The organism is Rummeliibacillus pycnus, assembly GCF_044359855.1.
GTDB classification, from domain to species: domain Bacteria; phylum Bacillota; class Bacilli; order Bacillales_A; family Planococcaceae; genus Rummeliibacillus; species Rummeliibacillus pycnus_A.
The window spans coordinates 2131989-2144757 of record NZ_CP132291.1 but is presented as its reverse complement, the minus strand read 5'-3'; the positions used below and the strand labels follow the sequence as shown (position 1 = coordinate 2144757).

At 41.2% G+C, this 12769-nt stretch carries 7 protein-coding genes, 3 rRNA genes, 1 pseudogene and 1 riboswitch; of the genes and pseudogenes, 10 read left to right on the top strand and 1 reads right to left on the bottom strand.

Annotated elements, in window-relative coordinates:
- Nucleotides 1–185: 185 nt before the first annotated feature.
- Nucleotides 186–654: pseudogene (locus Q8X41_RS10455) on the bottom strand (DinB family protein).
- A 685-nt stretch (nucleotides 655–1339) separates the two neighbouring features.
- Here Q8X41_RS10455 and Q8X41_RS10450 point away from each other — a divergent pair.
- The 10 genes from Q8X41_RS10450 (at nucleotide 1340) to purS (ending at nucleotide 12768) form a co-directional block, all read left to right on the top strand.
- A 16S ribosomal RNA gene (locus Q8X41_RS10450) occupies nucleotides 1340–2887 on the top strand.
- A gap of 182 nt (nucleotides 2888–3069) precedes the next feature.
- A 23S ribosomal RNA gene (locus tag Q8X41_RS10445) occupies nucleotides 3070–5997 on the top strand.
- 59 nt (nucleotides 5998–6056) lie between these two features.
- Nucleotides 6057–6173: ribosomal RNA gene (rrf, locus tag Q8X41_RS10440) — 5S ribosomal RNA — on the top strand.
- The 16S, 23S and 5S rRNA genes sit together here, the layout of an rRNA operon.
- Before the next feature lie 577 nt (nucleotides 6174–6750).
- On the top strand, nucleotides 6751–7956 hold the full coding sequence (locus Q8X41_RS10435; protein WP_397540143.1) for an NADP-dependent malic enzyme: 1206 nt from the start codon (nucleotides 6751–6753) through the stop codon (nucleotides 7954–7956).
- 264 nt (nucleotides 7957–8220) lie between these two features.
- On the top strand, nucleotides 8221–8409 hold the full coding sequence (locus Q8X41_RS10430; RefSeq protein ID WP_397540142.1) for an NETI motif-containing protein: 189 nt from the start codon (nucleotides 8221–8223) through the stop codon (nucleotides 8407–8409).
- A 97-nt stretch (nucleotides 8410–8506) separates the two neighbouring features.
- A riboswitch (purine riboswitch) is annotated at nucleotides 8507–8605 on the top strand.
- 253 nt (nucleotides 8606–8858) lie between these two features.
- On the top strand, nucleotides 8859–9347 hold the full coding sequence (purE, locus tag Q8X41_RS10425; protein ID WP_397540141.1) for a 5-(carboxyamino)imidazole ribonucleotide mutase: 489 nt from the start codon (nucleotides 8859–8861) through the stop codon (nucleotides 9345–9347).
- The gene (gene purK, locus Q8X41_RS10420; protein ID WP_397540140.1) at nucleotides 9344–10468 is read left to right on the top strand and encodes a 5-(carboxyamino)imidazole ribonucleotide synthase; all 1125 of its coding nucleotides are present in this window, start codon (nucleotides 9344–9346) and stop codon (nucleotides 10466–10468) included. Before purE ends, purK begins: the two co-directional genes overlap by 4 nt.
- A gap of 12 nt (nucleotides 10469–10480) precedes the next feature.
- Nucleotides 10481–11776, top strand: coding sequence for an adenylosuccinate lyase (purB, locus tag Q8X41_RS10415; RefSeq protein ID WP_397540139.1), 1296 nt, complete (start codon nucleotides 10481–10483; stop codon nucleotides 11774–11776).
- 30 nt (nucleotides 11777–11806) lie between these two features.
- The gene (purC, locus tag Q8X41_RS10410) at nucleotides 11807–12523 is read left to right on the top strand and encodes a phosphoribosylaminoimidazolesuccinocarboxamide synthase (RefSeq protein ID WP_397540138.1); all 717 of its coding nucleotides are present in this window, start codon (nucleotides 11807–11809) and stop codon (nucleotides 12521–12523) included.
- Nucleotides 12520–12768, top strand: coding sequence for a phosphoribosylformylglycinamidine synthase subunit PurS (gene purS, locus Q8X41_RS10405; protein WP_397540137.1), 249 nt, complete (start codon nucleotides 12520–12522; stop codon nucleotides 12766–12768). Before purC ends, purS begins: the two co-directional genes overlap by 4 nt.
- Nucleotide 12769: the final 1 nt, after the last annotated feature.

Below are 12769 nucleotides of genomic sequence, written 5' to 3'. Positions count from 1 at the left end.
AGAAGAAAACTATAAGTTTTCTTCTCATTTTTTTTATTGCAAAATGTTCTGTTGTAGTGATTAAACAAAGAAAATACATCGATAGATGTATTAGAATAACAACATTCTTATCCCTCATAAATGTTTATGAGGGAAATTCTTATTTCTTTCCTTAACAACTTGATATTAGCTCAAGTTGTTTTATTTTAAAAATGTATGACTAGTTTTTTGTGGTGGTCATCATGATCTATAAATTCCTTAATAATGTATATAAGGGAATAAGGCATTCCTGTATGTGGGCAATGAATCACTCCATGGTAATGGTTTATTTAATTTTTCTATTTGTATTTCTTTAAGTTCTTTTACAAGTAACTCTCTAATATCTTTTGTTTTCTTAAGAAGTTCTGATTTTGATATGCCTGCTTTACATAATCAAATGCTACTTTATTATGTGTATCAAAATCAGGGGAATTCCATCCTTTTTCGTTTCGTACTGGGGAGAACCTCAGTTAAAAGATGGTGATCCTAATTTATAATATGTGCAATTATTTCACTTACAGACCATTTGCCTTTGGATATAGACTTAGTCCATAAATTTTCATTCATATCATTTAATATATTTATCCAAGAAGAGTAATGCTTGAAGTTATTGAGAAAAGTATTCGCCTCGCTCAATTTAAGATTTAGAAAACGATTAATTGAATAAAATGAAGATAAAACGAAACCGCAACCGGATGCCATTATTAAAGAAAATGTCTTCTTTTTAAGAATTATGGCAGACCATGCTAAATTTATTGGTCTGCTAGATTTGTCTGAGAGGTAGCTAGTTGATATAGCACGAAATTTCGGCAATGATTTTGATTAGTTAATGTATCAAGTTCCTCATTAGCTTATACAAAGTAATCAATAAAAATAGAAGTGGAATTCTATAAATAAAAGGCTAGATTTAAATTTCCATTAATTTTTATAAGAAAAGAAGAGAAACCATTGACTGCTATGCATTTAAATGTTAATATGATTAAGTCGCTGAAATAAAACGACAAAAAATGATATCAATCTTCTAAAATAGATAAATTTTTTGTTGACATTCTAAAACGATATGATATAATGATTAAGTTGCTGTTAAATGTAACGAAGTTGTGTTGAATATTTTAATAAAAAATGTTGACAAAACAATGAGAGTTTGATAAGATATAAAAGTTCGTTAATGAGCGAACTGAACATGAACCTTGAAAACTGAACAAGCAAGACGTTAATCAATAAACTTTGTTCACTAACTTCTGTTAGTAACAAGGACAAACAATAGATATCATCTTATAGATGATACGCTAGCAAAGCTAATGAGCTTTCAAACTTTACTTTTATGGAGAGTTTGATCCTGGCTCAGGACGAACGCTGGCGGCGTGCCTAATACATGCAAGTCGAGCGAATGATGAGGAGCTTGCTCCTCTGATTTAGCGGCGGACGGGTGAGTAACACGTGGGCAACCTGCCCTGTAGACTGGGATAACTTCGGGAAACCGGAGCTAATACCGGATAATCCATCTTCTCTCATGTGAAGATGTTGAAAGGCGCTTCGGCGTCACTACAGGATGGGCCCGCGGTGCATTAGCTAGTTGGTGGGGTAACGGCCTACCAAGGCAACGATGCATAGCCGACCTGAGAGGGTGATCGGCCACATTGGGACTGAGACACGGCCCAAACTCCTACGGGAGGCAGCAGTAGGGAATCTTCCACAATGGACGAAAGTCTGATGGAGCAACGCCGCGTGAGTGATGAAGGTTTTCGGATCGTAAAACTCTGTTGTAAGGGAAGAACAAGTACGTTAGGAAATGAACGTACCTTGACGGTACCTTATTAGAAAGCCACGGCTAACTACGTGCCAGCAGCCGCGGTAATACGTAGGTGGCAAGCGTTGTCCGGATTTATTGGGCGTAAAGCGCGCGCAGGTGGTTTCTTAAGTCTGATGTGAAAGCCCACGGCTCAACCGTGGAGGGTCATTGGAAACTGGGGAACTTGAGTGCAGAAGAGGATAGTGGAATTCCAAGTGTAGCGGTGAAATGCGTAGAGATTTGGAGGAACACCAGTGGCGAAGGCGACTGTCTGGTCTGTAACTGACACTGAGGCGCGAAAGCGTGGGGAGCAAACAGGATTAGATACCCTGGTAGTCCACGCCGTAAACGATGAGTGCTAAGTGTTAGGGGGTTTCCGCCCCTTAGTGCTGCAGCTAACGCATTAAGCACTCCGCCTGGGGAGTACGACCGCAAGGTTGAAACTCAAAGGAATTGACGGGGGCCCGCACAAGCGGTGGAGCATGTGGTTTAATTCGAAGCAACGCGAAGAACCTTACCAGGTCTTGACATCCCAGTGACCGCTCTAGAGATAGAGTTTTCCCTTCGGGGACATTGGTGACAGGTGGTGCATGGTTGTCGTCAGCTCGTGTCGTGAGATGTTGGGTTAAGTCCCGCAACGAGCGCAACCCTTAATCTTAGTTGCCATCATTTAGTTGGGCACTCTAAGGTGACTGCCGGTGACAAACCGGAGGAAGGTGGGGATGACGTCAAATCATCATGCCCCTTATGACCTGGGCTACACACGTGCTACAATGGACGGTACAAAGAGTCGCTAACTCGCGAGAGTACGCTAATCTCATAAAACCGTTCTCAGTTCGGATTGTAGGCTGCAACTCGCCTACATGAAGCCGGAATCGCTAGTAATCGCGGATCAGCATGCCGCGGTGAATACGTTCCCGGGCCTTGTACACACCGCCCGTCACACCACGAGAGTTTGTAACACCCGAAGTCGGTGAGGTAACCTTTTGGAGCCAGCCGCCGAAGGTGGGATAGATGATTGGGGTGAAGTCGTAACAAGGTAGCCGTATCGGAAGGTGCGGCTGGATCACCTCCTTTCTAAGGAATATTTCGGAAATAAGTTCTTGGAACTTATACGATTAACGCTTGCTGTTCAGTTTTGAAGGCTCATCGCTTTCAAAACTTGTTCTTTGAAAACTGGATAAAACGACATTGAAGAAATTCTTAAGTAACACATTTTTTATATTAAGTTTTAAATTTTTTAGGCTTAATAACTTATAGGTTAAGTTATTAAGGGCGCATGGCGGATGCCTTGGCACTAGAAGCCGATGAAGGACGGCACTAACACCGATATGCTTCGGGGAGCTGTAAGTAAGCTTTGATCCGGAGATTTCCGAATGGGGGAACCCACTGTTCGTAATGGGACAGTATCTTGACGTGAATACATAGCGTCATGATGGCAGACTCAGGGAACTGAAACATCTAAGTACCTGAAGGAAGAGAAAGAAATTTCGATTCCCTTAGTAGCGGCGAGCGAAACGGGAAGAGCCCAAACCAAGAGGCTTGCCTCTTGGGGTTGTAGGACACTCAATACGGAGTTACAAAGGAATGAGTTAGACGAAGCGGTTTGGAAAGACCCACCAAAGAAGGTAACAGTCCTGTAGTCAAAAGTTCATTCTCTCCTGAGTGGATCCTGAGTACGGCGGAACACGTGAAATTCCGTCGGAATCTGGGAGGACCATCTCCCAAGGCTAAATACTCTCTAGTGACCGATAGTGAACCAGTACCGTGAGGGAAAGGTGAAAAGCACCCCGGGAGGGGAGTGAAAGAGATCCTGAAACCATGTGCCTACAAGTAGTTAGAGCCCGTTAATGGGTGATAGCGTGCCTTTTGTAGAATGAACCGGCGAGTTACGATTACATGCAAGGTTAAGTTGAAAAGACGGAGCCGTAGCGAAAGCGAGTCTGAATAGGGCGAATGAGTATGTGGTTGTAGACCCGAAACCAGGTGATCTACCCATGTCCAGGGTGAAGGTAAGGTAACACTTACTGGAGGCCCGAACCCACGCACGTTGAAAAGTGCGGGGATGAGGTGTGGGTAGCGGAGAAATTCCAATCGAACCTGGAGATAGCTGGTTCTCTCCGAAATAGCTTTAGGGCTAGCCTCGTGATAGAGAATCCTGGAGGTAGAGCACTGTTTGGACTAGGGGTCCATCCCGGATTACCGAATTCAGACAAACTCCGAATGCCAGTGATTTATACACGGGAGTCAGACTGCGAGTGATAAGATCCGTAGTCAAAGGGAAACAGCCCAGACCACCAGCTAAGGTCCCAAAGTAATTGTTAAGTGGAAAAGGATGTGGCGTTGCTTAGACAACCAGGATGTTGGCTCAGAAGCAGCCATCATTTAAAGAGTGCGTAATAGCTCACTGGTCGAGTGACGCTGCGCCGAAAATGTATCGGGGCTAAACAATTCACCGAAGCTGTGGATAGACATCTACGATGTCTGTGGTAGGAGAGCGTTCTAAGTGCTGAGAAGTCAGACCGGAAGGACTGGTGGAGCGCTTAGAAGTGAGAATGCCGGTATGAGTAGCGAAAGATGGGTGAGAATCCCATCCACCGAATGACTAAGGTTTCCTGAGGAAGGCTCGTCCTCTCAGGGTTAGTCGGGACCTAAGCCGAGGCCGATAGGCGTAGGCGATGGATAACAGGTTGATATTCCTGTACCACCTCCCTACCATTTGAGTAATGGGGGGACACAGTAGGATAGGGTAAGCGCACTGTTGGTTATGTGCGTCTAAATAGTAAGGCGTGAGAGTAGGCAAATCCGCTCTCTATAACGTTGAGCTATGATGGCGAGCTCGTATGAGCGAAGTTCCTGATTTCACACTGTCAAGAAAAGCCTCTAGCGAGGTAGGAGGTGCCCGTACCGCAAACCGACACAGGTAGTCGAGGAGAGAATCCTAAGGTGAGCGAGAGAACTCTCGTTAAGGAACTCGGCAAAATGACCCCGTAACTTCGGGAGAAGGGGTGCTCTAGTAGGGTGCAAGCCCGAGAGAGCCGCAGTGAATAGGCCCAGGCGACTGTTTAGCAAAAACACAGGTCTCTGCAAAACCGTAAGGTGACGTATAGGGGCTGACGCCTGCCCGGTGCTGGAAGGTTAAGGGGATTGCTTAGCGTAAGCGAAGGTGAGAACCGAAGCCCCAGTAAACGGCGGCCGTAACTATAACGGTCCTAAGGTAGCGAAATTCCTTGTCGGGTAAGTTCCGACCCGCACGAAAGGCGTAACGATCTGGGCACTGTCTCAACGAGAGACTCGGTGAAATTATAGTACCTGTGAAGATGCAGGTTACCCGCGACAGGACGGAAAGACCCCGTGGAGCTTTACTGTAGCCTGATATTGAATTTTGGTACAGCTTGTACAGGATAGGTAGGAGCCAGAGAGACCGGAGCGCCAGCTTCGGTGGAGGCGTCCTTGGGATACTACCCCAGCTGTATTGAAATTCTAACCCGTACCCCTTAGCGGGGTAGGAGACAGTGTCAGGCGGACAGTTTGACTGGGGCGGTCGCCTCCTAAAGAGTAACGGAGGCGCCCAAAGGTTCCCTCAGAATGGTTGGAAATCATTCGTAGAGTGTAAAGGCACAAGGGAGCTTGACTGCGAGACCTACAAGTCGAGCAGGGTCGAAAGACGGGCTTAGTGATCCGGTGGTTCCGCATGGAAGGGCCATCGCTCAACGGATAAAAGCTACCCCGGGGATAACAGGCTTATCTCCCCCAAGAGTCCACATCGACGGGGAGGTTTGGCACCTCGATGTCGGCTCATCGCATCCTGGGGCTGTAGTCGGTCCCAAGGGTTGGGCTGTTCGCCCATTAAAGCGGTACGCGAGCTGGGTTCAGAACGTCGTGAGACAGTTCGGTCCCTATCCGTCGTGGGCGTAGGAAATTTGAGAGGAGCTGTCCTTAGTACGAGAGGACCGGGATGGACACACCGCTGGTGTACCAGTTGTTCTGCCAAGAGCATCGCTGGGTAGCTATGTGTGGACGGGATAAGTGCTGAAAGCATCTAAGCATGAAGCCCCCCTCAAGATGAGATTTCCCATTACGCAAGTAAGTAAGATCCCTTGAAGACGACAAGGTAGATAGGTTCGAGGTGGAAGTGTGGTGACACATGGAGCTGACGAATACTAATAGATCGAGGACTTAACCAAAAGTTGATTTAAGAACTTCAATGAATGTTTATCCAGTTTTGAGAGAACAATCTCAATAGTCTAGTAATGATGGCAAAGAGGTCACACCTGTTCCCATGCCGAACACAGAAGTTAAGCTCTTTAGCGCCAATGGTAGTTGGGGGCTGTCCCCCTGCGAGAGTAGGACGTTGCTAGGCTTACTAAGGTACTGCTGATTTTATCGGTAGTACCTTTTTTATTTTTTGGTCCTGTTATACTTAATTGTTGATATTGAAAAAGTTTTTATTGAGCGAAAAGCGGCAACCTAAGCAGCAGAAGAAAGCAAAGAGAGACCATGCGGCTCGTTGTTTGCCCGCGGAAAGTATCTGCCTGTAGCCAAACCTATAAAAATCAACAATATTCTTTAACGGTGTCTATTTTTTGATAAATTTCCCTCATTTCCATAATAATAAAAAGCCACTCTATAAATTGCGTATCGTTTACATTTTTCAAATAACCTCAGAAATTGCCGAGTTATAAAATTACACTTTATAAAATATTATATAAGATGTTATAAAAAACACTTTAGTTAATTAAATAACTAAAATAAAATGAATATTCAAATAATATTGACAATTAGTTAATAGTACACTAGTATATATCTCTATAGCAGTAATGAGTTTTATAATTTTTTCGAGTAAAAATCGAACATAAAGCACTTGATTGGTGATCTAATTCAATTCCCAAAACTTGAATTGGAAAATGGTTTATTACTAAAAAGGGGTTGTGTAACTATTGAAGAGTTTACGAGAACGAGCTTTAGATTTGCACAAAAATTTGAACGGTAAGTTAGATGTACAGATTAAGTTGCCAGTAGAATCGATCGAGGATTTGAGTTTAGCCTATTCACCAGGAGTTGCAGAGCCTTGTATTGAAATTGAAAAAAATCCGAATGCTGTTTATGACTATACAATGAAGGGAAATTTAGTGGCGGTCGTAACGGATGGCACAGCTGTACTTGGATTAGGAGATATTGGGCCAGAAGCTGCATTACCAGTGATGGAGGGGAAAGCACTTTTATTAAAACGTTTTGCAAATGTAGATGCCTTTCCAATTTGTTTAGATACAAAAGATACAGAAGAAATTATACAAGCTGTGAAAGCCATTAGTCCAACCTTTGGCGCTATTAATCTAGAAGATATTTCAGCACCCCGTTGCTTTGTTATTGAAGAGCGTCTTCGGGAAGAATGCAATGTACCTGTTTTTCATGATGATCAACATGGGACAGCAATCGTTGTTGGTGCCGGAATATTAAATGCATTGAAAATTGTCAATAAAGATATTAAAAATGTACGAGTTGTTATTAATGGCGCTGGTGCAGCTGGAATATCGATTTTACGCTTATTACGTAACTTAGGCTTTGAGCATATGATTGTATGTGATACTAAAGGGATTATTCATAAAGATCGTAAAATAGGTATGAATTCAATGAAAGAGCGCATTGCAAAGTTTAGTAATTTAGATGGGGTACAAGGTTCACTTGAAGATGCTTTAACAGGTGCGGATATTTTTATAGGTGTGTCTGTAGCAAATGTTTTAACTAAGCAAATGATTCAGTCCATGAATAATAATCCGATTGTATTTGCATTAGCAAATCCAAACCCAGAGATTTCATATGACCATGCTAATGAGTGGGGAGTAAGAATAATTGCAACAGGAAGATCAGATTATCCAAACCAAATTAACAATATGCTGGCATTTCCTGGTATTTTTAGAGGGGCATTAGATGTACGTGCATCAGATATCAATGAAGAAATGAAACTAGCTGCAGTTAGTGCAATTGCTTCTCTTATCACTGAACAAGATTTGAAAGATGGACGAATTGTACCGGAGATTTTCGATGCAAGTGTAACAGATACTGTCGCAAGAGCGGTAAGACTTGCGGCAATATCTACTGGTGTTGCACGTATCCAACCACAAGAAAAGGGAATAGAAATTTAATGGATTATAGAATTTTACACAGGATATGGAATCCTGTGTATTTTTTTATTTCTCATTAACGGAATGTTAAGCTTCCACTTTAAGGCTCAGGTAGGAGAAAAGAGGATAGGTGGAAGATCAACTGAGATTAAAAGCTGATTTGTTCAACTAACAATCAGTGTTGGATTTGGATGAAGAAAATCCCCACTGAGTGAAGTTTCATTTTATAATGAAAGATGTCCTAGCAGTTATAATAAGAGAAGATCTATGTAAGGAAGTGACACTTTGGCTAAAAAACAAGTATGGTTTGAAGTAGAAGAAACCGAAACAATTGACGCATGTTTGGAAAGAATGAAGAAAGAAGGCTATATGCCGGTAGGGAGAAAAGAGGAACCCCTTTTTCAAATGGTGAATGGAGAGCCTGTTCCAATTCGTCAAATTATCAAATTTAAAGGCATGTTAATAGAAGAATAGAAAGAAATCTGATTAAAATACGAACAATGAACTTTTTAATTTATTTTATTGTTCGTATTTTATTGTTGACTTGTATACTTTCTATTGTTAAAATGTGAGAAGAAAAACATCGAATCCCCATATATGCTAGAGGATTGGCTCTAGTGTCTCTACCCAGCACCGTAAATGCTGGACTATGCGGGAAAGCAACTTTAGGAATAATGTACAGGGGATATTCTATCTTTTATAGTCCTGTCATTTCAAAATCCTCAGGTATCTGCTTTTCGCGCATGGTAATAATGTGTGAATTGGGGTATCTGAGGATATTTTATTTGTTTAACTTCTTTTAACAGGTGCCATAAACACTCGCTGTTAGAAGTTAGAGCCTTCGGCGGATGAAATAAATTTTGAGCGAGATTCAAAATTTGGACCAGTTACCCCGAGGCGTAATTGATAGGAGGCTTACATACATGAATCCGAAAATTGGCGTAATCATGGGAAGTTCAAGTGATTGGGAAACTATGAAATATGCTTGTGACATTTTAGATGAATTAGAAATTCCATATGAAAAAAAAGTAGTCTCTGCTCATCGTACACCTGACTTGATGTTTGAATATGCGCAGGAAGCTCGTAGCAGGGGATTGCAAGTCATAATAGCTGGCGCTGGCGGTGCAGCTCATTTACCAGGAATGGTAGCAGCCAAAACTACATTACCCGTTATTGGCGTACCAGTTCAATCTAAGGCGTTAAATGGAATCGATTCATTATTATCAATCGTGCAAATGCCAGGAGGTGTTCCTGTAGCAACCGTGGCGATTGGGAAAGCCGGAGCTACTAACGCAGGATTGTTAGCAGCTCAAATATTATCAACAACCAATACAGTTATTACTGAAAAAATAGAAGCAAGACGACAAGAGATGAAGATGAAAGCTTTAGAAAGCACAGGTGAATTACAGTGATGAAAACGATTTTTCCTGGTCAAACCATTGGTATTATTGGTGGGGGGCAGCTTGGACGTATGATGGCACTTGCTGCAAAAGAAGCTGGATTTAAAATTGCTGTATTAGAACCAACGATGGATTCGCCATGTGGTCAAGTTGCAGACATTCGAATTGTTGCACCTTACAATGATCAAACGGCACTTGAAGAATTAGCAGAAGTAAGTGACGTCATTACGTTTGAATTTGAAAATATCGATTATGAAGGATTAAAACAATTAACAGAAATTGCTTATGTACCACAAGGCGCTGAGTTAATCAAGATTACACAAGACCGCATTCAAGAAAAATCAGCCATTAGTGAATCAGGCTGTCCCGTTGCAAATTACGTTGCATGTCAAAATTTTAATGAACTAGTGAAAAACATTGAAAAAGTTGGTTATCCTTGTATCGTAAAAACAGCTCGTGGTGGTTATGATGGAAAAGGTCAGCAGACGATTCATTCATCTTCTGAATTAGAACTAGCAGGGCCATTATTTGAACATTCGGCTTGTGTAGCAGAAGCGTTTGTTCCATTCATAAAAGAAGTTTCCGTTATTGTTCAACGAAATAAGCAAGGCGAAACGTATTGTTTACCAATCGGAGAAAATATTCATGTCAACCATATTCTTCATGAAACAATTGTACCTGCAAGAATTGAAGAAAAGACAGCGGTATTAGCCATCGAGGCTGCGGAAAGAATTGCAGATTATCTTCAACTAATTGGTACATTAGCTGTTGAAATGTTCGTCCTTGAAGATGGAACGATTTTGATCAATGAATTAGCACCACGACCTCATAATTCTGGTCATTACTCAATCGAAGCTTGTAACATTTCGCAATTTCATCAACACATTCGAGCAATCTGCGGCTGGCCTTTACGTAAGCCCAAACTTTGGAGCCCATCTGTTATGGTGAATATTCTTGGGCAACATGTCATGCCTGTTACGAACTCTTTACTAAAATATCCAGATTGGTCTATTCATCTTTATGGAAAACAACAAGCAAAGAAGAATCGGAAGATGGGACATGTTACAATAATGACGGATGATCTTGATCATACTATTAGAGAAATTGAAGATTCTGCCATCTGGGCAGAATAGAAGGAGACAATAATGATAGCACGTTATACTCGTCCTGAGATGGGCGCAATTTGGACAGAACAAAACAGATACCAAGCATGGTTAGAAGTTGAGATTTTAGCCTGTGAAGCATGGTCAGAACTTGGCGAAATTCCAAAAGAAGATGTTGCGAAGATTCGCGAAAACGCAACTTTTGATATCGATCGTATTTTAGAAATTGAAAAAGAGACTCGCCACGATGTAGTAGCATTTACACGTGCAGTATCTGAATCACTTGGTGAAGAACGTAAATGGGTACATTATGGCTTAACTTCAACAGATGTTGTTGATACAGCACTTTCTTACCAATTAAAACAAGCAAATGAAATCCTAAGAAAAGATATTCGTAATTTTATCGATATTATTGCTGAAAAAGCAAAAGAACATAAATTTACAGTTATGATGGGACGTACTCATGGTGTTCACGCTGAACCAACTACATTCGGTCTAAAACTTGCCCTTTGGTATGAAGAAATGAAACGTAACCTAGAGCGTTTTGAAGCAGCAGCTAAAACAATTGAAACAGGAAAAATTTCTGGTGCTGTAGGTACTTACGCAAATATTGAGCCATTTGTTGAACAATACGTTTGTGAAAAACTAGGACTACAAGCTGCACCAATTTCTACACAAACATTGCAACGTGATCGCCATGCAGAATATATTGCAGCTCTTGCATTGGTTGCTACTTCTATTGAGAAATTTGCAACTGAAATCCGCGGACTTCAAAAATCAGAAACTCGTGAAGTAGAAGAATTTTTTGCAAAAGGTCAAAAAGGATCTTCTGCAATGCCTCACAAACGTAATCCAATCGGTTCTGAAAATATGGTTGGTATGGCTCGCGTCATCCGTGGTCATATGGTAACTGCATTCGAAAACGTTTCTTTATGGCATGAACGTGATATTTCACATTCATCTGCAGAGCGTATCATCCTACCTGATACAACAATCGGCTTAAATTATATGTTAACTCGTTTTAGCAATATCGTGAAAAACCTAACAGTCTTCCCAGAAAACATGAAACGTAACATGGGACGTACTTTTGGTTTGATTTACTCACAACGGGTGTTACTTGCTTTAATCGACAAGGGTCTTGTACGTGAGGAAGCATATGATACTGTTCAACCATTGACTGCAAAAGCATGGGATGAACAAATTCAATTCCGCGAACTTGTCGATGCTGATGAAAAAATTACTTCTTATCTTTCAAAAGAAGAACTAGATGATTGCTTCGATTACCATCACCACCTAAAACAAGTGGACATGATTTTCGAACGTCTAGGATTAAACTAAATAACTAAACCTAAACCGGGGGAATAAACAGTGGAAAAAGGTCAACTTTTGTATGAAGGAAAAGCAAAAAAATTGTATACAACAGAAGATGAACATATTTTGTTTGTTGAATACAAAGATAGTGCTACAGCATTCAACGGTGAAAAGAAAGCAGAAATTGCAGGTAAAGGTGTTTTAAATAACAGCATTACATCATTGATCTTTGACAAATTAAAAGCAGCTGGTATTGACTCACACTTCGTTGAGAAAATTTCAGACAACGAACAACTTGTCAAAAAAGTAGATATTATTCCTATTGAATTGGTAGTACGTAATATCGTAGCTGGTAGCCTTGCGAAACGATTAGGAATAGAAGAAGGAACACCTCTTAAACGTCCAATCGTAGAATTTTATTACAAAAATGATGACCTTGGAGACCCGTTTATCTCGGAAGAACATATTGACGTAATGGGCATCGCTTCTAAAGAAGAAGTGATGGCCCTTTACGACAATGGTTTGAAGATAAATGAAATTCTACGTCCATTTTTCTATGATATTGATGTAATATTAGTAGATTTTAAACTAGAATTTGGTCGTGATGAAAACGGTCAGGTGCTTTTAGCAGATGAAATTTCACCTGATACATGTCGTTTGTGGGATGCTAAAACAAAGCAACATCTTGATAAGGACGTATTCCGCCGTGATCTTGGTGACTTAACTGAAGTATATGAAATCATATTATCCCGTCTAGGAGGAGTTTCTAAATGAAAAAAGTGAAAATCTACGTAACACTTCGCGAAAGCGTGTTAGACCCACAAGGCTCAGCAGTAAAAGGATCCCTGCACACAATGGGATATAACGAAGTAGCAGATGTTCGCATTGGTAAATATTTAGAATTACTTATCGAGCCTTCTGAACGAGACATCGATGGCATTGTAAAAGAAATGAGTGAAAAACTACTAGCGAATACAGTAATTGAAGATTACCGTTACGAAGTCGAGGAGGCTAACTAAA